This window comes from Vagococcus changpingensis, assembly GCF_058211775.1.
Window position 1 is genome coordinate 446,427 of sequence record NZ_JBYVZB010000001.1, and the last position, 23,945, is coordinate 470,371.

The 23,945-nt window shown below is 34.1% G+C and carries 20 protein-coding genes; 2 read left to right on the forward strand and 18 right to left on the reverse strand.

From position 1 onward, the window contains the following. Positions 1-3: 3 nt before the first annotated feature. Positions 4-2,247 carry a DNA helicase PcrA gene (gene pcrA / locus AC37UB_RS02260; protein ID WP_490685281.1) on the reverse strand — a complete coding sequence of 748 codons (2,244 nt, stop codon included), beginning with the start codon at positions 2,245-2,247 and terminating at the stop codon, positions 4-6. Between the two features lie 133 nt (positions 2,248-2,380). On the opposite strand from pcrA, the gene AC37UB_RS02265 reads away from it, so the two are divergent. After that, positions 2,381-2,707, forward strand: a complete 327-nt coding sequence (locus AC37UB_RS02265; RefSeq protein WP_199500893.1) for an inorganic pyrophosphatase — start codon at positions 2,381-2,383, stop codon at positions 2,705-2,707. Positions 2,708-2,790: 83 nt separating this feature from the next. Here AC37UB_RS02265 and AC37UB_RS02270 read toward each other — a convergent pair whose 3' ends face one another. The 9 genes from AC37UB_RS02270 to tyrS all read right to left on the reverse strand — a co-directional run bounded on the left by AC37UB_RS02270 (position 2,791) and on the right by tyrS (position 12,192). Beyond that, on the reverse strand, positions 2,791-4,572 hold the full coding sequence (locus AC37UB_RS02270; protein ID WP_242093517.1) for an ABC transporter ATP-binding protein: 1,782 nt from the start codon (positions 4,570-4,572) through the stop codon (positions 2,791-2,793). Next, positions 4,572-6,323, reverse strand: coding sequence for an ABC transporter ATP-binding protein (locus AC37UB_RS02275; protein ID WP_242093519.1), 1,752 nt, complete (start codon positions 6,321-6,323; stop codon positions 4,572-4,574). The genes AC37UB_RS02270 and AC37UB_RS02275 overlap by 1 nt, the downstream gene beginning before the upstream one ends. Positions 6,324-6,408: 85 nt before the next feature. Beyond that, a complete protein-coding gene (locus AC37UB_RS02280; RefSeq protein WP_071456925.1) occupies positions 6,409-6,639 on the reverse strand; it encodes a YneF family protein in 231 nt (76 codons plus the stop codon). 90 nt (positions 6,640-6,729) lie between these two features. Beyond that, complete coding sequence (locus tag AC37UB_RS02285) at positions 6,730-7,629, reverse strand: deoxyribonuclease IV (protein WP_117972803.1); 900 nt, start codon at positions 7,627-7,629, stop codon at positions 6,730-6,732. A 104-nt stretch (positions 7,630-7,733) separates the two neighbouring features. Beyond that, entirely contained in the window at positions 7,734-8,387 is a 654-nt protein-coding gene (locus tag AC37UB_RS02290; protein WP_079344656.1) for an amino acid ABC transporter permease, read from the reverse strand. 16 nt (positions 8,388-8,403) lie between these two features. Beyond that, positions 8,404-9,048, reverse strand: coding sequence for an amino acid ABC transporter permease (locus tag AC37UB_RS02295; protein ID WP_071456928.1), 645 nt, complete (start codon positions 9,046-9,048; stop codon positions 8,404-8,406). A gap of 20 nt (positions 9,049-9,068) precedes the next feature. Further along, positions 9,069-9,863, reverse strand: a complete 795-nt coding sequence (locus AC37UB_RS02300; protein WP_490685282.1) for a transporter substrate-binding domain-containing protein — start codon at positions 9,861-9,863, stop codon at positions 9,069-9,071. 11 nt (positions 9,864-9,874) lie between these two features. Continuing rightward, entirely contained in the window at positions 9,875-10,606 is a 732-nt protein-coding gene (locus tag AC37UB_RS02305; protein WP_117972805.1) for an amino acid ABC transporter ATP-binding protein, read from the reverse strand. 323 nt (positions 10,607-10,929) lie between these two features. Beyond that, complete coding sequence (tyrS, locus tag AC37UB_RS02310; RefSeq protein WP_117972806.1) at positions 10,930-12,192, reverse strand: tyrosine--tRNA ligase; 1,263 nt, start codon at positions 12,190-12,192, stop codon at positions 10,930-10,932. A 214-nt stretch (positions 12,193-12,406) separates the two neighbouring features. Here tyrS and AC37UB_RS02315 point away from each other — a divergent pair, with 214 nt between their 5' ends. Then, positions 12,407-14,722 carry a transglycosylase domain-containing protein gene (locus AC37UB_RS02315; RefSeq protein ID WP_490685374.1) on the forward strand — a complete coding sequence of 772 codons (2,316 nt, stop codon included), beginning with the start codon at positions 12,407-12,409 and terminating at the stop codon, positions 14,720-14,722. Positions 14,723-14,768: 46 nt separating this feature from the next. Here AC37UB_RS02315 and glyS read toward each other — a convergent pair whose 3' ends face one another. The 8 genes from glyS to AC37UB_RS02355 form a co-directional block, all read right to left on the reverse strand. Then, positions 14,769-16,844: a glycine--tRNA ligase subunit beta gene (gene glyS, locus AC37UB_RS02320; RefSeq protein ID WP_490685283.1), complete on the reverse strand. Its 2,076-nt coding sequence runs from the start codon at positions 16,842-16,844 to the stop codon at positions 14,769-14,771. Further along, positions 16,837-17,742 carry a glycine--tRNA ligase subunit alpha gene (glyQ, locus tag AC37UB_RS02325; protein WP_071456933.1) on the reverse strand — a complete coding sequence of 302 codons (906 nt, stop codon included), beginning with the start codon at positions 17,740-17,742 and terminating at the stop codon, positions 16,837-16,839. Before glyQ ends, glyS begins: the two co-directional genes overlap by 8 nt. A gap of 243 nt (positions 17,743-17,985) precedes the next feature. Next, positions 17,986-18,789: a DNA repair protein RecO gene (gene recO / locus AC37UB_RS02330; RefSeq protein ID WP_490685284.1), complete on the reverse strand. Its 804-nt coding sequence runs from the start codon at positions 18,787-18,789 to the stop codon at positions 17,986-17,988. A 45-nt stretch (positions 18,790-18,834) separates the two neighbouring features. Next, on the reverse strand, positions 18,835-19,740 hold the full coding sequence (era, locus tag AC37UB_RS02335; protein ID WP_117972809.1) for a GTPase Era: 906 nt from the start codon (positions 19,738-19,740) through the stop codon (positions 18,835-18,837). A gap of 15 nt (positions 19,741-19,755) precedes the next feature. Continuing rightward, positions 19,756-20,154: a diacylglycerol kinase family protein gene (locus tag AC37UB_RS02340; RefSeq protein ID WP_242094600.1), complete on the reverse strand. Its 399-nt coding sequence runs from the start codon at positions 20,152-20,154 to the stop codon at positions 19,756-19,758. Further along, positions 20,138-20,614 (reverse strand): rRNA maturation RNase YbeY, encoded by a 477-nt coding sequence (ybeY, locus tag AC37UB_RS02345; RefSeq protein ID WP_079344672.1) that lies wholly within the window; start codon positions 20,612-20,614, stop codon positions 20,138-20,140. Before ybeY ends, AC37UB_RS02340 begins: the two co-directional genes overlap by 17 nt. 2 nt (positions 20,615-20,616) lie before the next feature. Continuing rightward, the gene (locus AC37UB_RS02350; protein WP_117972811.1) at positions 20,617-22,788 is read right to left on the reverse strand and encodes an HD family phosphohydrolase; all 2,172 of its coding nucleotides are present in this window, start codon (positions 22,786-22,788) and stop codon (positions 20,617-20,619) included. Between the two features lie 28 nt (positions 22,789-22,816). Beyond that, positions 22,817-23,770, reverse strand: a complete 954-nt coding sequence (locus AC37UB_RS02355) for a PhoH family protein (RefSeq protein WP_490685285.1) — start codon at positions 23,768-23,770, stop codon at positions 22,817-22,819. Positions 23,771-23,945: the final 175 nt, after the last annotated feature.

Here is a 23,945-nt window from a genome sequence, read left to right on the forward strand (position 1 = left end):
TTTTTAATCTACTTTTGTAATAGGTGCAAAAGCGGCCAATAAACGTTTAATCCCTTGAGAAGGAAATGCCACATCTAACTCCATATCTTTGGCGTCTCCACTCACTTTAACAACCGTTCCAACACCCCACGCTTTGTGTTCGACTTTATCACCTGGTTGCCATGGTGCTTTTTCGCCACCTGTTTGTTTTTTCGCCGTAACGGCTGTTGTCGTTGGCTGTTGATACGTTGCACGACGGTATTTTTCACCAATCGGTTTTTGGCTAGCTACTTTATGCACTGCTCCAACTTTTTCTAATACGTCATCGTCAATTTCTTCTAAAAAACGTGACGGACGGTTGTATTGCGTACGTCCATACAACATACGACTTGATGCGTTCGTTAAGAATAATTGTTTTTCAGCCCGGGTAATCCCCACATAAGCTAAACGACGTTCTTCCTCTAGTTCATCACTTTCTAAAACCACACGAGATAGTGGAAAAATACTTTCTTCCATCCCAACTAAAAAGACATAAGGAAACTCAAGTCCTTTCGCCGCATGAAGTGTCATAAAGGTAACTTGACCTTGGTCGTCTTCTAATGAATCAATATCAGAAACAAGTGCCAAATCATTTAAGAATAACGCGAGTTTATCTTCATCATTTTCACTTTCGTCTTCATAATTTCCCGCTTCATAACGCTTGTCAAATTCTTTGGTTACAGTTAAGAACTCTTCCAAGTTTTCTAAACGTGAATGAGATTCAAGCGAATTTTGTTTCACCAAATCTTCTTGATAACCACTTTTATCTAACACTTGTTCGACTAATTCCGTAATTGTTAAAAACGGAATCATCTTTCTTAATTGCATAATCATTTTCCCAAAATTACCAAGCTCTTTTTTCGCTTTGCCAGTAATCGGGGTTAAATCAATATCAACTGTTGCTTGAAGTAACGACCAACCATGCATATCAGCAAACTCTCTGATTTTTTCAATGGTTCCTGGTCCAATGCCTCGTTTTGGACTATTCACCACACGCTCAAAACTTAATGAATCCATTTCATTTGAAATCACTTTTAAGTAACCTAAAATGTCTTTGATTTCTTTACGGTCGTAGAATTTATGCCCGCCAACCATTTTATAAGGGATATTTGCTTTTAAAAACGTATCTTCAATCACACGGGACATGGCATTCGTCCGATATAACACACAAAAATCACCATATGAGCGTTGTTCTTGTTGTTTCAATTGTTGAATGGTAGTCACAATGTATTGCACTTCTTCTCGTTCAGAGTTAGCACGATAATACACAATTTTTTCGCCTGATTGATTATCTGTCCATAATTCTTTTTTCTTACGGTTTTGGTTGTGGTTAATCACACTATTTGCCGCTTGTAAAATATGTTTGGTTGAACGATAGTTTTGTTCCAGCAAAATTGTTTTAGCATCAGGATAATCTGATTCAAAATCTAAAATATTTTGCATATCAGCTCCACGCCAACCATAAATACTTTGATCCGCATCCCCCACAACACATAAATTATTAAAACGTTTCGCCAGTAAGTTAACCAATGTGTATTGAGCATGGTTTGTGTCTTGGTACTCATCAACGTGAATGTATTGGAATTTATTTTGATAATAAGACAAGGTTTCAGGACTTTCCTTAAATAAACGAATTGTTAACATAATCAAATCATCAAAATCCATTGATTGATTGTTGCGAAGTTCTTTTTGGTATCTCTTATAGCATATTGCCACAATCTGCTCAAAATAACCATTGTAGCGCTCTTCATATAATTCAGGCGTTAATAACTCATTTTTTGCCTGACTAATTTGCGATAAAATACTGCGTGGATCATGTTTTTTAGGATCAATATTTTCCTCTTTTAAAATCCGTTTAATCAATGTCTGTTGGTCACTAGCATCAAGTATGGTAAATTGACGATTGTAGCCAATTAAATCAGCGTCACGTCGTAACATTTTGACGCACATTGAGTGGAAAGTTGAGACCCACACGTCTTCACCAACTGTTCCAAGAATCGACACCACACGTTCCTTCATCTCTTTGGCTGCTTTATTGGTAAAGGTAATAGCTAAAATATTCCAAGGATTAACCCCTTTTTCATCGATTAAATAAGCGACACGGTGAGTTAAGACTCTTGTTTTCCCACTACCTGCACCAGCCATAATAAGTAAAGGCCCTTGTGTCGTTTGAACGGCAGCTTGTTGTTTGTCATTTAGACCTGCCAATAAATTATGTTTTTGCGTCATTTGGTACGAACACCCTTTCTGATCAAATCCTTTTCTATTATAGCAAATTCTTAGAATAATTTCTTTCTATTTTTCTTTTTGAATTGCTTAATCCTAAAATATGGATTACAATTTAAGAAAAAGGAGGTTATTTATGACTCGTTTAATAAACGTCACGATAGACAGACCTCTTGGGTATCAAAATGAATTTGGAACTGTTTATCCAATCAACTATGGCTATGTCAAAAACATCATAACAGGAAACGGGAAAGAACAAGGTGCCTATATTTTATCACGAACTGTTCAAACACCTATTGAGTCATTTGATGGTGTCCTCATCGCCATTGTCAAACGACATGACGATGTTGAAACCAAATGGGTTATCTCATCTTCAGGTGAAACCTATACAGCAGAAGAAATATATGACCAAATTGAATTCATCGAACAATATTTCGATTCTTCTGTGTATCTTGTTGACTAGCCTGTCATGTTAACAAATCAAAAAAACAGACTCGGGAAAAAAATTATTTTCTGAGTCTGTTTTTTTGATTCTTCTTTATTATATTATATTTGATTGTTTTGCAAACGATACATATCGTAGTATAACCCTTCTTCATCAATTAACTCATCATGAGTTCCTTTTTCAACAATATGACCTTTCTCAAGAACTAAAATAAGATTGGCATCTTTAATAGTAGATAATCTATGTGCAATGGCAATCGTCGTACGACCTTTACGCATTTTCTCTAATCCTTCTTGAATCAGCGTTTCGGTTTCGGTATCAATATTAGCAGTTGCCTCATCTAATACTAGAATTTTCGGATCAGTGACGATTGTTCTGGCAAATGAAATCAACTGACGTTGGCCACTTGAAAAACTTGATCCACCTTCCAAAACAGGTGCATGATACTTTTTAGGTAATGTTTCAATAAATTTATCCGCTTGAACAAATTTTGCCGCATTAACAATCTGCTCATCTGTAATAGCGTTATTTAACAATCTAATATTGCTTGAAATGTCACCATAAAACATAAACGCATCTTGTAAGACTAATCCCATTTTCTCACGTAATTCTTCCATTGGATAATCTTTGATATTCACATCATCAATTAAAATATCACCATCATAAAACTCATAAAATCGCATCAACACATTGATAATGGAACTTTTACCACTTCCAGTATGACCAACTAACGCCACTGTTTCACCTGGATTGGCGACAAAGCTAATGTTATTTAATACATTATGTGTTCCATCATAAGAAAAACTAACATCTCTGAACTCGATTTTAGCGTTTGTGATGGTTGCATTAGCTCCTTCATTTTGTTGTGGCACTAATTCTTCATGATCTAAAATACGCATAATTCGACTTCCAGCGACAAGACCATCTTGAAATGTACTTAAAAAATCCATCATCTGTGTCATTGGATTAAAAAACTGTTGTACGTATGAAATAAACGCATAAATCATCCCAACTTCAACTAATGAATTCAATGATTTAAACCCAAAGAACCCTAAAATCATCGCGGTTGCTAAAGCAAAAAGTAAGTTGATAATTGGTGCAAGAAGTAATGAATTAGTTCGAATCATGGCATACTTTGTTTTTAAGTAGTCATTATTATTTTCTTCAAATTCTTCTTCAAGACGTTCTTCTTGTCTAAAGTATTGCACAATTTGCATACCTGAGATGGATTCATTTAATTTTGTATTTAATTGACTTAATCGCTCACGCATGTTGCGGTAAATCTTTGAACTAAATTTTTGATAATACCAGATAATCACCAGTAATATCGGGAAAAAGATCAAACAAGCAAACATTAATTGCACATTAATCGTTGCCATGGCAATAAATGACGCCACGATACCAAATAACGCAGATAAAACCATCAAGAAAACTAACCAAAAATCAAATAACGTTTCAGTGTCATTCGTCACACGAGAAACAATTGATCCCGCAGGTGTCTGGTCAAAGTATCTCATGCCCATCATTTGTAGTTTGGAGAATAATTTAACACGGATAGATTGGTATGTTTGCAATGACCCTTTGTAATATAAAATCCATTGCCCAAACCATACAATAGCTTTAAATAACGTTCCTAAACCATAAAGGGCAGCAAAATATAAAATCGTCTGTGTCGTCACGCTAGTATCTGTTAGATGATTATCCATAAACACTTGCAAAATTTTCGGCAAAATAATATTAACGACCGCAAGTAACACGGCAAATACTAATGAGCCGACAAAGTATTTTCTAAACGGTTTAGCAAAAGTTATCAAACGCTTAACGATTTCTTTTTGCTCTTTCATCGTAAACGACTTCGACCATGCTGATTGTTGTTCTTCCATTAGTTTAGCCCCTCTTCAATTTTTTGTTCAAGTTGTTGATGGTCATACATTTTCTTATACCAACCATTTAACGCAATCAACTCGTTATGGGTGCCTCGTTCGATGATTTTTCCTTCATCGATCACAATGATTTCTTTTGCATGTTTTACACTACTTAATCTATGAGTCGTGATAATCGTGGTTTTATTTTGTCTTGTTTCTTTCAAACTAGATAATATTAATTCCTCTGTTTTAGCATCAACAGCAGATAACGCATCATCTAGAATTAATAATTCTGGTTCTGTTAATAGGGCTCGTGCAATCGAGATACGTTGTTTTTGACCACCTGAAAGAGAGACACCACGTTCTCCAACCATTGTGTCATAGCCATGACTAAATCCCATAATATCATCATGTACTGCTGCTTGTTTAGCAATCGTTTCGACTAATTCTTGTGATGCTTTTGGGCGACCAAATCGAATATTATCTCTTACTGTCATCGAAAACAGAAAATGATCTTGCGGCACATAACCAATCGAATGAAGTAGTGCATCCAATGTATAATGTTGTAATTTGTTACCACCAAATAATATCTCACCATCATAATCATCGTATTCACGCATTAACAGTTTTAGTAATGTTGTTTTCCCTGCTCCAGTTTTACCAACTATTCCAAGAGTATCTCCCTCATGTAAGGTAAAATCTATATGTTCTAATGCTGTTACCTCATCACCTGGGTAATTAAATTTGTCTACGTGATAATGGATATCTCCTTTTGCTGGCTGAGATACACCTGTTTTCATTTCTATAATCGCTGACTTTTCACTTAATAATTCATTAACACGGTCATAACTTGCATTCCCTCGTTGCAAAATGTTAAAGAAACGCCCGATTGCGAACATTGGCCAAACCAACATCCCAATATAGTTAAAAAATGAGATTAATTGTCCAATTGAAATACTTCCAGTTTTAACTAAGTAGCCACCTAGCGAAATTGAAATAATGTAACTTAACCCAATAATAATTGTAATCAGTGGATCAAATAATGCATCTAAAAAGTTGACGCGATTATTTTTTCTAACAGAGTAATCCACTTTTTCTTTAAAATCTTCTATTTCTTCTTTTTCTTGTCCAAAAGTTTTAATCACTTTTATCCCGGTAATTGTTTCTTGCGTTTTATCATTTAATCTTGAAAACGCATCTTGTGACTCTTTAAACGCTGCGTGTAACTTGTCTCCAAGTTTACTAGATAACACAGCAAGCAGTGGAAACGGTAGTAACGCTAGTAATGTTAAACGCCAATCAATGAAAATAATCATCGCAATCACCGTTATAGCTCCTGTAATAAACGCATCAGCAAAGGTTAAAATCCCTCCACCAGCCACGTTTTGGATGGCGTTTAAGTCATTTGTGGCATGTGCCATTAAATCTCCTGTACGATACCGTTGATAAAACGTTTGGTCCATCTGAGTAAAATGATGGAACAACCTTTTTCTCATACGTTTTTCTAATCTAGCTGCACCACCCCAGATGTGTGTTCGCCACACATAACGCAATAAATACACCACGATAGCTGCTAATACTAATAATCCAACCCAAAACATTAATTTTTGAACGGTTAATGTTTTATCAGCAATAGAGTCCACGACAATCCCAATCACTCTCGGCGGTAATAACTGAATAATAGCAACTAAAATTAATGCCCCTACACCGATAATGTAGTTTTTCTTTTCTTCTTTGAAAAACCAAGCTAATTTTTTAAAAACGCTCAAGTTGTTCACTCCTTTTGACCATAAAAAAACAGGTGCGAAAAAGCACCCGTTTTTTATGTTTTTTATTCATTCCAAAACAAAACAACTATTTTTTCTTCTTGTTGTTTTGAGCTGTCATGTTTTGCATCATTTGACGTATTTTCTTCTCTGACGGTTTTTGACCCATCTGTGACATCATCATACGCAACATATCCTCATTAACGGGAGGATTTTTCTGTAATTGATCTTCAAATGTTTTCTTTGCTAAAAAGAATCCACCGACTGCTCCTAAAATTAGGGCAATAATAATGAATAAAATAGCTAATCCAGTATTCATCTTTTCGACGCTCCTTCCTCCAATTAATCTACTCCACAATAATCAATTGTACTAGAAAATAACGTCAATGAAAAGACTCTTTTAACAAATTTAGGCATTATTTTCAATATCTATTAACAAATTAGGATTAAATTCTCCTTTTTTCAACATTTTAATCTCATGATAGTATGGTGCTTTGGCTGTTTTTTTATCTTCACCTACAAAAGGTGTTTCTAAAATTTTCGGTAACTCTTTTAATTGGTCGTGATGAACCACATAATTTAATGCATCAAACCCAATTGTCCCAAAGCCAATATTCGCATGACGGTCTTTATGTGAGCCTTGATCGTTTTTAGAATCATTGACATGAATGACTTTTAATCTGTCCAAACCAATGATTTTATCAAACTCTTCTAACACACCATCAAAATCTTCACGAACATTGTACCCAGCATCGTTAATGTGGCATGTATCTAACGTCACAGATAATTTATCGTTATGTGTGACCCCGTCAATAATTCGTGCGATTTCCTCAAATGAACGACCGATTTCTGTTCCTTTTCCTGCCATCGTTTCTAGCGCAATCTGTGGTGTTTGATCACTTGTTAACACTTCATTTAATCCTTTAATAATTTGGTTAACCCCCGCATCAACTCCCGCTCCAACATGGGCACCAGGATGCATTGTTATTTGTGTTGCACCAATAGCTGACACACGTTCAATTTCTTGACGTAAAAAGTCAATGGCAAACCCAAAGTTTTGTGGTTTCGTTGTGTTACCAAGATTGATGATATAAGGAGCGTGTACCACTATTTTATTAATGTCTAAATCATGTTGACGCATAAATTCTCGACCTGCTTCAATATTTAACTCTTCAATCGGTTTTCTTCGTGTATTTTGTGGTGCACCTGTATAAATCATAAAAGTTGATGCACCATATTCTGCTGATTGTTTTGCTGACCCTAACAGCATATCTTTTCCACTCATACTAACATGAGACCCTAATAACATAAAATAATTCCTCATTTCTATTAACTTACTTTATAGATTGTAGCGTTTTATCGAATTGACTACAAGATTATTGCCTAAAAAAATAACCGAACAAATTCGTTCGATTATTTTTGATAATTTAATTCAAATCGTTTCGCAAAAAGCGATAGTGAGTAGCAAATGGCAAAATAACACACTGTCATGATGATGAACATCACCAATACTGTACTAGGGTATTGGGCATAAATAATTTTAGAATTGTGTGTCAACTCTGGTAAAGAAATCACAACTGCTAACGATGTATCACGAATTAACGAAACAAACTGGCTAACAAGCGGAGGAACCATCAATTTAATCCCCTGTGGTAATACAATATAATACATTGTTTGAGCAATATTAAGACCAGTTGAACGACCCGCTTCCATTTGTCCTTTAGGTACAGCTTCAATCCCACCTCGAATAATTTCAGATAGCATTGCTGATTCAAAAATCGTCAATGCCACAACTGCTGACCAAAAAATACTAAACTGTATACCAATTTGAGGCAACGCAAAATAAGTAAAGAATATAATTAAAAGTAATGGTAAATTTCTGATGATATCAATAATCAGTCCAACTATTTTGGATAAGTATGGTATACGTAAAAATCGGATAACACCTAAAATCCCACCAATGATAAAACTAAAAATAATCGAAATAACCGCTACCTCGAGAGTTACTAATAACCCATCAAAAATAAAACGTAAATTAGGTAATGTCAAAGCTTGAGCAAAATTCATTTCTTTCACTCCTTTCTTAATTTGTTGCAACGCGTGTTTCAATATATCGCATCAAATACGACAACGGCATCGTCATCAGTAGATAAATGAGGCCAATTAATGTATACGTTCCTAACGTATTAAACGTTTCACTGGCAATCAAGTCGCCGGTATACATAAGATCTGCTCCTGTAACCATAGCCAAAATAGACGAATTTTTAACTAAATTGATAAATTGATTTCCTAATGAAGGCAACGCCACTTTAAATGCTTGAGGTAACACGATATAGTACATAATTTGGAAATAATTTAAGCCTGAAGACATTCCTGCTTCCTTTTGACCCGTTGATACAGCTTCAATACCTGATCGAACCGTATCCGCAATAAAAGCTGATGTATATAATGTTAAGCCAATGGTACCTGATGTGATTCCATTAAATTTAAATCCATACAACGGTAATACAACAAAGAAAAACATTACCACAATTAATAAAGGAATATTACGGAAAAAATTAACGTAGATATTGCCAATTCGTCGAATCCATTTTTTTGTGGCTACTTGCATCATGGCTGTTATTGTTCCAATAATCAAACTACCAATTAACGCAATCAAACTGGCTGTCAATGTTACTTTTAGTCCAGATAAAATATCTTGATGATAAGTATTCCAAATTTCTAACATAGTCTCAACTCCTTTATCTTTTAGTCTTTAATCCATTTTTTATATATCTTGTCATAGGTGCCATCTTTTTTCATGTCTGATAACAATCGATTGACTTCATTTACTAAGTCTGTTTGCCCTTTATTAAACGCAATACCATATGGTTCCTCAGTAAAATTACCACCAACTAATTCATAATCAGGGTTTTCAGATACCACACCTAAAAGGATGCTATTATCTGTTGTCATCGCATCACCTTGTCCGGATTGAAGAGCCGTAAACGCTTCAGCATAGTTTTCTAATTCTAAAACTGTCACATCAGGGGCTTTTTTCCTCACGTTTACAGCTGAAGTAGATCCTTTTACGGCTAAAACTATTTTTCCTGCTTTTAAATCATCAATACTTTTTATGTCGCTACCTTTTTTAACTAAAAGTGACTGCCCCGCATCAAAATAAACATCTGAGAAATCCACTTGTTTTTTACGCTCGTCACTAATGGTCATAGTGGCAATAATCGCATCAATGTTTCCATTTTTTAAAAGAGGTATTCTTGTTTTTGATGTAACCTCAACAAATTCTACTTTCTTTTCATCACCTAACAAACGTTTAGTGATTTCTTTTGCGATATCAATATCAAATCCTTCTACTTCTCTTTTTTCTATATTCATCAAACCAAATAACTTGGTGTCATACTTGACTCCCCAAATCATTTTATCTTTCTCTTTGATTGTATCTAACACATTTGATTCAGAAATACTTTTTGCCCCACAAGCTCCAAGTAAAAAAACGAAAGAAAGCATCATTAACATCAATAAACCACGATAAACTTTTTTCATATTGCTCCCTCCTAGTGACTAATAATTTTACTTAAAAATTGTTTCGCTCTTTCATCTTGTGGATCATCAAAAAAGGCTTCTGATTCGCGATCTTCTAGTACTTCTCCATCAGCCATAAAAATGACTCTATCCGCTACTTCTCTGGCAAATCCCATCTCATGAGTTACCACAACCATCGTCATACCAGACTCTTTTGCTAGAGACTTCATAACGTCCAATACTTCTCCAACCATCTCTGGGTCAAGTGCTGACGTTGGTTCATCAAATAACATATAATCAGGTGTCATAGCTAAGCTTCTTGCAATAGCCACACGTTGTTGTTGACCTCCTGACAATTGTGAGGGATACGACTCTTTTTTATCTAACATGCCAACTCTTTCTAATAAACGCTCAGCACGTTCATTTGCTGCTTGCTTATCTAGACCCAATACTTTTATTGGTGCTAACGTAACGTTTTCTAACACGCTCATATTGGCATATAAGTTAAATTGTTGGAATACCATCCCTAGATTTTTTCTGACGTCATTTAAATTCGTTTTTGGATCAAAAATATTAGTTCCATCTACTATTAATTCACCAGTTGATATGTCTTCCAATGCATTGATACAACGTAGCATAGTACTCTTACCTGATCCAGAAGGACCTAATACAACAACCACCTCACCAGTTTCAATTGTTAGATTGATATCTTTTAATGCATGAAACTCTCCATAGTATTTTTCTACATTTTTAAATGTAATCATTGCTAAAAACCCCTCTCTTATAATGTGATGATAAACCGCTAACTTTTCTCATCAAAAATTAATATTATTCTATTAAGAATTCATTATATACTGTAAAGTTTATAATTGTAAAGTTTTCTATAATGAAGTTTTCAAAAAAAAAAAAGAATATAAATACTATTAAATTTATCATTTATTCTATTTTAGAACAATAAAATTAATTTAATCAACTTTATTGAATAATATTATTTGAAATTATCTTTATTTAAAGAAATTAAAAAACCTAAGAAAAAATGATGATAATCATCATTTTTTCTTAGGTTTAGCTAACTATTAACAACTTTTTAAAACTTCAATAAGAAATATTTTTTCTTTCCACGTCGAATAACAATAAATTCATTTTCTATTTTATCTTTATCAGATAAGACATATTCTAACTCTTGGATTCTATCTCCGTTAATGTAGATAGCTCCATTTTTGACATCCTCACGTGCTTGACGTTTAGATGACTCAATACCAGCGTTCACTAATAACTCAACAAGATTTAAATCATCATTAGCTGATACTTCATAACTAGGAACATCTTTAAACCCTTGTTTAATTTCTTCGCCAGTTAATTCTTTGATGTCACCACTAAACAATGCTTTAGAAATTCTCACAGCTTGTTCGTAAGATTTTTCACCATGAACCAGTGTTGTGACTTCTTTAGCCAATGCTTTTTGTGCAGCTCTTTCATGAGGTGCGTCATTAAATTCTTTTTCAATCTCAACAATTTCATCTAGTGATAAAAACGTAAAGTATTTTAAGAATTGAACCGCATCACGGTCATCAGTGTTTAACCAAAATTGGTAGAATTCATACGGAGATGTTTTATCAGCATCTAACCAAACAGCATTTCCTTCTGTTTTACCAAATTTTGTACCATCTGCTTTTTTAATTAGTGGCATCGTTAAGCCATAACCTTGTACTTCTTTTTCACGTCGTAATAACTCAATACCTGAAGTGATATTTCCCCACTGATCACTTCCACCTAATTGAAGTTTTACTCCTTCTGTTTCATATAGTTTTAGAAAGTCATAAGCTTGTAATAATTGATAAGCAAATTCAGTATAAGAAATACCTGTTTCAATACGACGCTTCACACTTTCTTTACTCATCATATAATTGATTGTAAAGTTTTTACCTACATCTCTTAAAAAGTCAATCAGTGTCATACTAGTCAACCAATCAGCATTATTCGCTAAAATGGCTGGATTTGTTTTATCATCAAAATCAATAAAACGAGACAATTGATTTTTAAGACTATTGGCCCATGATTCAACAATTTCAGTAGAATTTAAACTACGTTCTGCATCTTTAAATGATGGGTCACCAATCATACCAGTTCCCCCACCAACAAGTGCTACTGGCACGTGTCCTTGTTCTTGAAATCGTTTTAAGGTTAATACTGGTAATAAATGACCGATGTGTAAACTATCTGCTGTCGGATCAAAACCAATATACAACTTAACAGACTCTTCATTCAATAATTCTTCTAATGCTTGTTCGTCAGTCATTTGATAGACGAGACCACGATCCTTTAATTCTGATAAAAAATTCGTTGTCATATTAGTTCCTCCTTAATTTTATTCATCTTTAATCTTAACCTATTCATAATCTAAAAGAAAGATTAAAATGTGATTTTTATATCAGAACACCAAAACAATTTGACTAAGTATAATGATTAATTGTAAAATGATATAATTGAGCACATAAAAAGAATGAGGTGATAAATTGAACGAGGACAATAAGTTTGATACTCCCTTAGATACTCCAGAAGAAGTGGAAACTCAAACCCCTGATCCTGATAAAAAACGTGATTGGCTATTTGTCATTAATGTCACTTATCGTGTATTTCGATCGTTATTTATTCTATTAATTATTGTAGGCTTATCTTTAGCTGCATTAGGTATTGGAACAGGCATTGGCTATTTTGCTTCTTTAGTTAAAACCGTTGATGTACCTGAAAAAGAAGATCTTGTCAAAAAAATTTCAGATTTAGATCAACAGTCTAACATAACTTATGCAGATGGTTCTTTAGTTTCAGTAATAAAATCAGACTTAATTCGTACAAATATTTCATCAAATAAAATTTCAAATTTTATAAAGGAAGCGTTGGTTACTACTGAGGACGAAAACTTTTTTGAACACAAAGGAATTGTACCAAAAGCGGTTGCTAGAGCAACTTTGTCTGATATCATTGGCATTGGAAGTAAGTCTGGTGGTTCAACCATTACACAACAATTAGTCAAACAACAAGTTTTAACAAATGAAACATCTTATAAAAGAAAAGCTTCAGAAATAATGCTTGCTCTTCGAACTGAAAAAATCATGTCAAAAGATGATATTTTAAGTGCTTACCTGAATGTTTCTCCTTTTGGACGAAATAATCATGGTGAAAATATTGCAGGTATTGAAGAAGCCGCTTTAGGAATATTTGGCGTTCACGCTAGTGAGGTTACTTTACCACAAGCTGCTTTTTTAGCTGGTCTACCACAAAGCCCAATAGAATACTCTCCATACACAAACGATGCACAATTGAAAGATGACTTAAGTGCTGGACTTAATAGAAAAGATGACGTTCTCTTTAATATGTATCGTGAAAAAATAATCACTAAGGACGAATATGAAGCAGCAAAAAGTTATGATTTGAAACAAGATTTCATTGCACCTTCTCCTAAATCGGATACTGAGAATGGCTTTTTATATACCTATCTATATGATGAAGCAACGCGTGTTTTAATGCCAAGTTACTATGAAGCTGATGGACACACAGAAGATGATATCAATAATTCAAAACAACTATTTGATCAATATTTCGAAAGAGTCAAAAAAGATATTGCACGTTCTGGTTATACGATTCATTCAACGATTGATAAAACAACATATGATGCCATGCAAGAAGCGGTAAATAATTATGGCTATGTATTAGATGATGGCAGTGGAAAATTACTGGAAACAGGAAGTGTCTTAATGGATAATCAAACTGGCCGTATCTACGGTTTTATTGGTGGTAGAAATTATAGCCAAAATCAAAATAATCATGCTTTTCAAACTAGACGTTCACCTGGCTCTACTATGAAACCTATTTTAGCTTACGCTCCAGCAATCGATAATGGTATCATTGGTTCAGAATCAAAATTATCTGATTATCCATTAAAATACAAAAATGGACAAGAAGTAAAAAACTATTCTGATAAAGGGAGTAACTCCTTTAAATCTGTAAGAGAATCACTAAAATGGTCACTGAATATTCCGGTGGTTAATTTATACAATGATATGCTTCAAAGTATAGATCCTAAACAATATTTTGATAAAATGAATATAGGACTTAATCCCGATGAGTACTACCGTGAATCAATCCCTCTTGGCGCAACTGATTATGGTATGACGGTCTTAGAGGAAACAGAAGCTTATGCTACTTTAGCTAATAAAGGAGTTTATAATAAAGGCTTCTCCATTGATAAAATCACAAATGAAGAAGGTGAGGTCATTTATGAACATAAATCTGATCCAACCCAAGTCTTTAAACCTGCTACAGCATCTATCATGAATGACATGATGCGAGATGTTCTAAAAAGTGGAACAGGTCAAGCAGCCCAGGAGTCCCTTCAATCTGTTAACCCAACACTTGCTAGAGCTGACTGGGTTGGAAAAACCGGGACATCAGAATTAGAAAAAGATTATTGGTTTACCGCTTCTACTCCGGGAGTGACGATGAGTAGCTGGATTGGTTACGATGACAACACTCAAATGAGCTCAACGTGGAACAAACAAAATATGATTTATTGGTCTTATATGACAAATTATGTGTATCAAAGAAATTCTGATATATTTAAAGTGAATGAAAAATTCACCTTAGACCCTTCTGTAAAAAAAGAAAAGGTCGTCGAATTTACAGGAGAAAAGGTAGCCACCGTCAAAGTAGATAATCAACAAATCAACTTAAAAGGAGCAAAAGAAGTAGAAAGCTTTTATGCAACTGATGGCCCTAAAGATAGTACTTTCAAATTTGGTATTGGTGGAACCGATGATAATTATAAAAATGCATGGAAATCATTTAGTACACCTAGAGCAACAACTAATAGAAGAAATTAATAACATAGAAAAAGTGGCTACTGATTAAATCAAGTAGCCACTTTTTTTATTTAACAATTAAACGATCTAAACTTGCAAAGGATAATGCAATATTTGCTATCATTTTTAATTGATTTAAACGATTTTCTCTTATTGCTTGATCATCAACCATAACCATTGTATCTTCAAAATATGATTCAATCAATGGGTTTAAATGACGCAGTTCTTCATACAATTCATTAAGTGTCAAATCACCCACTTTTTCTGAAACCGACATAATTGCTTCATAAAGTTTTTTCTCAGAATCATTTTCAAATAATTCTGGATTTACCTTTCCTACTTCTTTATCTTCTGCTTTATTAGACAAATTAATAACACGTGTTAAAGATTCGATTGTTGGTCTAAAATCACTTTCCGATGCTTGACTCACTAAAATATCTGCTGTTTCAAACATCGTATGCAAGTTTTCTTGTCGACTTTCTAAGACGGCCTCAATAATATCGTGACGAATTTGTTTACCACTAAACCATTGTTTCATACGACCTTTGATAAACTCTGTTAAAACTTCTTCATCTGCCTCAATACTTAATCCAAATCTTTCAATATCTTCATTAATTAGTTCTTTCATTTGTTGTTGCAAACGAATGATTGGGAAATCCCATCCTTTAGACTCAATAATACGAATAATACCATAAGCTTGTCTTCGTAACGCATATGGGTCATTTGAGCCTTTAGGCATTAAGCCCACAGCAAAGAAAGATAATAATGTATCTGATTTATCTGCAATCGCCAAAACAGCTCCTACATTACTTTCAGGCAACTCACCATCGCTTGATTTTGGTAAGTAGTGTTCACGAATAGCTTGAGCCACCTCAACGCTTTCACCTTTTAATGTGGCATATTTTTCCCCGATTAATCCTTGTAACTCTGGGAACTCATCTACCATTAATGTTACCAAATCAAACTTATAAATTTGGGCAGCACGTTCTAACTCTTTCATCTCTGTGTCAGATAGACCAACTGATGTTCCGATTAATTCTGAAATAACGGAAACACGTTGCATTTTTTCATACATTGACCCAATTTTTTCATGGAATGTGACTGATTTTAGTTTTTCGACATAATCAGCAATAGATGATTTCAAATCTTCTTCATAGAAAAATTCCGCATCTTCCAAACGAGCTTGAAGAACTTTTTCATTTCCTTTTCTAACGTTATCAAGATAGTCAGAGTTACCATTTCGTACAGAGACAAAATGATTTAGTAAGTTTCCTTCTGAATCTAGGACTTCAAAATAACGTTGGTGTTCTTTCATCGACGTAATTAACACTTCTGAAGGTAATGATAAGTAGTTTTTCTCAAAGTTTCCAACAAAAACAGTTGGGTATTCAACAAGGTTAACGACTTCTTCTAATAAATCGGCATCTTGAGGAATTGTCCATTGATTGGCTTCTTCTATCTCATTGATTTGTTTACTAATTTTGCCTTGGCGAATCACTGGATTAACAATCACAAACTGTTCTTCCAAAGCTGTTTCGTAATTAGATGAGTGATTAATTGTCGCCACTTTTCCTAAGAAACGATGTCCACGAGATGTGTTTGAGCTGTTAATACCAAACAATGACATAGGGATAATTTTATCTTCAAGTAACGCCACTAACCAATGTACTGGACGGATAAAGCGGTAGTTTCCTTCTCCCCATGTCATGCTGATTGGAAACGTTAAATGAGCTACGACATCTGTTAAGCCTGGCAAAATCGTTTCAACAGGTTGGCCTTCAATAAATTTATCAACAAAGACATACTCAACATCTTTAATTGTTTCAAAATATAAATCATCAGTTGTTGCCCCTTGACCTTTAGCAAAACCAATCGCTGCTTTTGTCCAATGACCGTCCGCATCTTGTGCGATTTTTTTTGCTGGTCCTTTTGCTTTTTCTTCTATGTTTTCTTGTTTATCAGCTAATCCATTTACACGAATAGCAAAACGTCTTGGTGTAGAAAATACTTCGATATTATCAAATGACACACGATGTTCATTCAAGTAATCTGCTGCTTTTTTAGCAAATTGTTTTGATGTTGGAGTGACTAAATGAGCTGGTACTTCTTCCAACCCGACTTCTAATAAAAATTGTTTACTCATGAATATCCTCCTCCACTGATTCTTTTAATAATGGGAAACCTAATTTCTCACGTTCTTCAACAAACCCTTTAGCTAACGCTCTAGCCATATTACGAATTCTTGCTAAATAACCCGCACGTTCTGTAACAGATACGGCTCCTCTAGCATCAAGTAAGTTAAACATGTGACTACATTTTAATACATAATCATACGCAGGATGAATTAATCCTAATTCAATGGCACGTTTTGCTTCGTTTTCATAACTGTTAAATAAGTTTAATAATAACTCTTGGTCACTTTGTTCAAATGAATACACTGAATGCTCATATTCAGGTTGCACAAAAATCTCACCGTATTTAACGCCTTTCGTCCATTCTAAATCATAGACACTTTCAACTTCTTGAATGTAAGAAGCTAAACGTTCTAATCCATATGTAATTTCTGATGTAACAGGTTTACACTCTAATCCACCCACTTGTTGGAAATAAGTAAACTGAGTGATTTCCATTCCATCTAACCAAACTTCCCAACCTAATCCAGCACAACCCATAGAAGGATTTTCCCAGTTATCTTCAACAAAACGAATGTCATGTTGTAATGGGTCAATGCCCAATACTTTCAAACTATCTAAATATAATTCTTGGATGTTTTCTGGTGAAGGTTTCATCACGACTTGGAATTGATGATGTTGATACAAACGGTTTGGGTTATCTCCATATCTTCCGTCTGCAGGACGACGTGATGGTTCAACGTATGCTGCGTTCCAAGGTTCTGGACCAATCGCACGTAAAAAAGTATATGGACTCATTGTTCCGGCCCCTTTTTCCGTGTCGTATGCTTGCATTAACATACAGCCTTGATTTGACCAATAATTTTGTAGAGCTAAAATCATTTCTTGTATGGTTAATTTTTGACTCATTGTTTCTCCTCCTATTTTTTAACATAATAAAAAGTCCCTATGCTTGATAAACATATCAAACATAGGGACGACTATTCGCGGTTCCACCCTACTTCCGTTCTCACGGCAACTTCATTTTAAAACACTCCAGAATGCCTTCAAGATGATGTCTAATATTTGGCTTACACTCTCCCAAACTCGCTTTCATTAGCTCACTCAACTTTACTTAGTTCTTTCAACGTGCCTATCTAAGTTGTCTTTATTTTAATTGGTATTGTCTTGTTTGTCAATTTTGTTTTCTCTTTTTGGAATCATTTCTTTCCAATTTTGCATGTCATCTATAAATTTCTTACTTTTTAACTGCAAACCAACGTATTCTTCATAGATGGAATCAATCACTTGTCTAATGTATTGTTTCGTCTCGTCAGATAAGTTAATACTTTTAATCTGTTCAAAACTAATGTGATTAAATAATCGAATAAAATGCAATGCTCTTGGTGAGTAGTGAAACCTTCGCTCATCCATTGACCAATGCTTTTGACACAACACCCCGTGATATTTATCAGAAAAATCAAATGGTTCCTCTTGGCTGCCACAAATGGCACACGCTGAAAAATTAAGTTGGATGCCAAAACGTTGAAGCAATTGTATTTCAAAAATATTGGTGATTATTTCGGCATCATAGCCCTCATCTATCAGGGTTAGTGAGTCTTTGATAAAACCAAATAAAAACGGATCATAAACATTATCGTCAATGGCAGCATCACTTAAATTAAGGATATATGTAGCATAGGCTGATAAAAAAATATCCTGTTGAATTGCAAAAAAAGGATGAATGTCTTTGGCAGAGTTTAAAAAAGAGAGACCTTCTTCTTTTAAATCACCAATGTAATTGGCTTGAGTAAAGGGTTGGATGGCTGAATTGATTTGACTATTCTTTTTATTTGCGTGGCGCACAAAAAACATGCGTTTGCCACTTGATTCAGTAAAAATCTTTACAAGTTTATCACTCTCACGATAATTTCTTGAAAAAAGAACAATCCCATTAACCTCTTGTGGTCCTCTCAATTTGTCACCTCCTTAAATGAATAAAAAACATGGAAAAATCCATGTTTAATAATCTGTTTCTCTGTATCCGTAATTTTGTAAATCACGACGTTTATCACGCCAATTTTTTTGTACTTTGACCCACAATTCTAAGAAGACTTTATCACCTAAAAGGTTCTCAATATCTTTACGACTTTTCGTTCCGATATTTTTAAGCATTTTACCACCTTTACCAATGATAATACCTTTTTGGCTATCGCGTTCCACTATGATTGTGGCTTGAATATGAATTTTATCATGATCATCACGTTTCATGCTTTCTGTTACGACCGCTACAGAATGAGGAACTTCTTGTTCTGTTAATTGTAAGACTTTCTCACGAATAAGTTCTGACACGATAAAATACTCCGGATGGTCAGTGACTTGATCATCTGGGAAAAACTGTGGCCCTTCTGGCATATCATTTACCAAGGTTTCTAATAAATGTTCCACATTATTTCCTTCCGTGGCAGAGATTGGGACAATTTCTTTAAAATCAAGCTCTTGACGGTAATCATCAATAATCGGTAATAATTCATCTGGATGAACGGTATCAATTTTATTAATGACTAGATATACAGGAGCATGCGCTTTCTTCAATCGTTCGATGATAAAGTCATCACCACGACCTCTTGGCATGTCCGCACTCACCATAAAGATAACGGCATCGACTTCGCGTAACGCACTATAGGCTGTTTCAACCATAAAGTCGCCTAATTTATTTTTTGGTTTATGAATTCCTGGCGTATCAATAAACACAATTTGTGCTTCTTTTGTTGTATAAATTCCTTGAATTTTATTTCGTGTTGTTTGAGCTTTATTACTCATAATGGCAATTTTTTGTGCCACAATACGATTTAATAAGGTTGATTTCCCGACGTTTGGTCTTCCGACAATTGCGACAAATCCTGATTTAAAATTTTGTTCTGACATTCAATTTATCCTTTCTTAACGACCTACTAAAAATGATATTATTTTAGGTAGGAAGATGATCATCCCCACAAATATAGCAAAAAAGGCACTGAGTAACACCATTCCGGCAGCCATGTCTTTTACTTTTTTCGCCAAAGGATGATACGTTTTATTTGTTACTAAATCAACTAATACTTCAAATGCTGTATTGGTCATTTCAGCCATCAATACTAACACAATCGCACAAATTAACCATAGCCATTCAGCGATTGAAATGTGACAGAAAACACCTAGTATAACCGCACTGAGTCCTAACAACATATGATACTTCATGTTTCTTTCTTCTTTTATCACAGTCTTTAATCCATATAATGCATGAGTTAAAGACTGGATAAAATGTCGATTTTTCTCAGTTTGTTTATCGTTCCAAGCCATACGCATCTAAAATCTTTCTTTGTAAATCAAACATCTCTTTCTCATCTTCTGGTGTCATATGGTCATATCCATTAAGATGCAAAAATCCATGAATCGTTAAAAAACCAAGTTCTCTATCAAATGAATGGGCATATTCTTCTGCTTGTTCTTTCGTTCGATCAACAGAAATGAATAAGTCCCCAATATTTCTTGGTAAACCAAGTTCTTCTAAATCAAATTCAAAACCTGATAAATCATCTTCTTCTAATGCAAAACTGATTACATCAGTCGGACGATCTTTTTGACGATGCTCTTTGTTGATTTGATGAATTTCTTCATCATCGACAAACGTCACTGACATTTCCGTATTTTCTGGTAGATTAATGACTTCTTGTTTCGCTGCAAAATCTATAATCGTTGAAACCAAGTTTAATTGTTCGTCTGTTAGTGTGTTCGTTTTATCAAGGAGTACCAAATCCATTGTTAAATCCTTCTTTCTTCTTGTTCTTGTTTCATTTTTTCTGCTTCTGATTTCATTTTCGGGTATTTAATTCGTGAATGGAATGTTGAACATAACCCGTCCACTAAGGATTTTTCAATTATAGCAATCTCATCCAATGTTAAACCTGATTCATTTAACTGCCCATCTTCTAATCTTGATTGAATTAAGTTATGGACAAATTCTTTGATTTTTTCATTCGTTGGGTGATCCATCGCACGAACAGCTGCTTCAGCACTATCAGCAATATTAATCACACCAGCTTCACGAGATTGAGGTTTTGGTCCAGGATATCTAAATGCCTCTTCAGTTGTCTCTGGATTTCGTTCTTGTTCTTTAATGAAGAAATACTTCATCAAGGTTGTCCCATGATGTTGTTGACACACATCAATGACAAATTGTGGCATATTCGCTTCTTCTAGAATCTTCACACCATCTGTCACGTGACTAAATATGATTTCTTTACTATCTGATGGTAACAAGAAATTGTGAGGATTTTCTGCCCCATCTGGTAAATTTTCCACGAAAAAGTTTGCGTGTTTGATTTTACCCACGTCATGATAGTAACTTGCCACGCGTGTTAATAACGAGTTTCCTCCAATTTGAGCGACGGCGTTTGCACTTAAACTAGCCACCATCATACTATGATGGTACGTTCCAGGAGCTTCTTCTAACAATTGTTTTAATAAAGGTTGATTTGGGTTACTTAATTCATTTAATACAATCACACTATCATCTGTTAACAATAGTTCGATGTATGGATATAACCCAATAGATAAAATAAATGAAAATAGCCCACTACCTGTTGAAATAAATAACGTTGTAATAGAACGACTATCCCCAATATTAAAGCCTTGATAAATCACTAATACTGCCATAAAAAGAATTGGCATAATAATCAATAAAAAGAATGCTTCTTTTAATTGTACACCTATTCGTTCGTTAACTAAAAAAGTTGACACAAATGCAGAAAACATATAAAAAAGTGAAATAACTAATAGTGATGTGGTTCCCGCTAAATTATAGAAAATAAAGATAGAAAAAATAGCTTGAAACATACCCATCAACAATCCCCATCGTTTATCTAAAAACATATATAAAATAACCGATCCAAATGCTGCTGGGAATAATAGAGAAACATTACTTAAATTATCTTTTTGGAATAAATAAAGTAATTTCATAAATAAAACACTCACTGTAATAGCAACAGCATATAAGGTAACACTTTTAACACGTACTTCTTGATTAGTATGTCGTAAAATATACCCTATTAATACGACTTGTAACAAAATAACGAGTAACATGGATAGCAACGGCGAAGTTGACGTAGATTGATTAGTTAAGCCGAGTAACTTTATTTTCTCCATTGCTTTTGAATCAATTTGTTCCCCTTCACGGACAATGATTTCACCTTGATAAATCATCACAGGAAGCACATTATTTTTGGCACTTTCTTTCATAGATTCTGTTGCTTTATCGTTTACCACTTCATTCACTACGATTGCTTTATCAAAAATCATCACAAGTAAATTAATTTCTTGTGAACTAAACTCATCGTACTGAACCATTTCTTTGGCCGTTTGCTTTTCTCCTTGAAGCGTAGAATTTCTAATATGTTTAGCCAAAATTGTTCTCAATGTGTTCTCAGACGTTTCTTCCAGTTTAGTTAAATCAGAACGAGGTAACTCAAGTAATTGTTCGTAAAAAGTGTCTGGAAAAGATTGAAAAAATGCAATATCATTTTGACTATATTTTTCAAAATTAGATTTTAACATAGGTAATTTATCTTCTACAGTAGGCTTTGAACTACTCTTTTTTTCATTATATTGTTTTTCAGCTGTTTCATTGACTTGATTTACTAAATCAAAAATGGTTTTAACATATTCAATTTGCTTTGTCTCAACATCTGGATTGTAAGTATACTCTGGTGTCACACTTTCCATTGCTAACTTTTGTTTTTCTTTTGTTTCATCTTTATTTTCAATGGTTTTATTAGCGCGTATTGTTTCACTTGATAATTGGCCCACTTTATAAGTGACTTGTTTTTGTCTTACACTACCAAACATCAAACTAAACATGATTAGTGACATTAAAAATAGAATTAGAGGTGTATAATATTTTCCAAGTGCTTTAGGCACCTGTTGGATTTTTTTCATTTACCTCACTCACTCCTTTTTTCTCCTTTTAGTTATCTGCATATGCTTTAATGATATCAGCAACCACCGGATGTCTCACCACATCTTGTGTTGAAAATTCTATAAACGCAATTCGTTTAATACCTCTTAAAATTTTTTCAGCATGAATTAACCCACTTTCAACCCCACGAGGTAAATCTATTTGCGTTTTATCTCCATTTATAATCATCTTAGAATGGTTTCCTAAACGAGTTAAAAACATTTTCATTTGTGCATTTGTTGTATTTTGAGCTTCATCTAATATCACAAAAGCTTCTTCCAATGTTCTTCCTCTCATATAGGCAAGAGGGGCGATTTCAATGACACCTCTATCCATTAACCGGGCTGTGTGCTCCATACCTAAAACTTGATACAGCGCATCATAAACAGGTCGCAAATATGGATTAACCTTTTCTTGTAAATCTCCAGGTAAAAATCCTAGATTTTCACCTGCTTCAACAGCTGGACGGGTTAAAATAATTTTTTCTACCTCACCTTTTTTTAGGGAACTCACTGCCATTACAACTGCTAAAAACGTTTTTCCTGTTCCAGCAGGACCAATACCAAACGTCACATCATTTTTTTTAATGGCTTGAATGTATTTTTTCTGACCATCATTTTTTACACGAATGGCATTTCCTTTATTATCTTTTAATAAAGCGTGTTCGTATAGACTAAAGAATGTCTCTAATTGTCCTTTTTTCGCTAATTGAATAGCTGTTAACATATCACTACTTGTAATTTTATGTCCTCTTAGAATCAATTGTTGTATGGCAGTTAAAATATCTTGAACCATGGAGACATTTTCAACATTTCCTGATAAATGAACAACCTCTCCTCTTGAAGAAATTGATACATTCAAATATTCCTCGAGTATTTTAATATGTTTATCATGTGTACCAAACAAATCATTGCTTTCAATGTTCTTATCTAACATAAATACTAATGTTGTTTCTGACGTCAATCACTACAGCTCCTTCATCTTCTTATAACCTAAATAATACCACACTCTCTAAATAAAAAAAATAACGAGGGTGCTTTCAAACATCTTTTCATCTTTAGAAGTCTGTAGTATAGCATAAAAAAGAAGATAGAGGTAATAACCACCACTATCTTCTAAAAAATCTTTCATATACAAT

Bases quoted from the DNA above. Each gene is read 5' to 3' on its own strand.
- pcrA (WP_490685281.1), bottom strand. From the start codon at position 2,247: ATGACGCAAAAACATAATTTATTGGCAGGTCTAAATGACAAACAACAA.
- AC37UB_RS02270 (WP_242093517.1), bottom strand. From the start codon at position 4,572: ATGGAAGAACAACAATCAGCATGGTCGAAGTCGTTTACGATGAAAGAG.
- AC37UB_RS02265 (WP_199500893.1), top strand. From the start codon at position 2,381: ATGACTCGTTTAATAAACGTCACGATAGACAGACCTCTTGGGTATCAA.
- AC37UB_RS02285 (WP_117972803.1), bottom strand. From the start codon at position 7,629: ATGTTATTAGGGTCTCATGTTAGTATGAGTGGAAAAGATATGCTGTTA.
- ybeY (WP_079344672.1), bottom strand. From the start codon at position 20,614: ATGGATTTGGTACTCCTTGATAAAACGAACACACTAACAGACGAACAA.
- AC37UB_RS02290 (WP_079344656.1), bottom strand. From the start codon at position 8,387: ATGAATTTTGCTCAAGCTTTGACATTACCTAATTTACGTTTTATTTTT.
- AC37UB_RS02350 (WP_117972811.1), bottom strand. From the start codon at position 22,788: ATGAAAAAAATCCAACAGGTGCCTAAAGCACTTGGAAAATATTATACA.
- AC37UB_RS02305 (WP_117972805.1), bottom strand. From the start codon at position 10,606: ATGATTACATTTAAAAATGTAGAAAAATACTATGGAGAGTTTCATGCA.
- AC37UB_RS02340 (WP_242094600.1), bottom strand. From the start codon at position 20,154: ATGGCTTGGAACGATAAACAAACTGAGAAAAATCGACATTTTATCCAG.
- era (WP_117972809.1), bottom strand. From the start codon at position 19,740: ATGTCAGAACAAAATTTTAAATCAGGATTTGTCGCAATTGTCGGAAGA.
- AC37UB_RS02280 (WP_071456925.1), bottom strand. From the start codon at position 6,639: ATGAATACTGGATTAGCTATTTTATTCATTATTATTGCCCTAATTTTA.
- AC37UB_RS02295 (WP_071456928.1), bottom strand. From the start codon at position 9,048: ATGTTAGAAATTTGGAATACTTATCATCAAGATATTTTATCTGGACTA.
- glyS (WP_490685283.1), bottom strand. From the start codon at position 16,844: ATGAGTAAACAATTTTTATTAGAAGTCGGGTTGGAAGAAGTACCAGCT.
- glyQ (WP_071456933.1), bottom strand. From the start codon at position 17,742: ATGAGTCAAAAATTAACCATACAAGAAATGATTTTAGCTCTACAAAAT.
- AC37UB_RS02300 (WP_490685282.1), bottom strand. From the start codon at position 9,863: ATGAAAAAAGTTTATCGTGGTTTATTGATGTTAATGATGCTTTCTTTC.
- tyrS (WP_117972806.1), bottom strand. From the start codon at position 12,192: ATGACAACGAATTTTTTATCAGAATTAAAGGATCGTGGTCTCGTCTAT.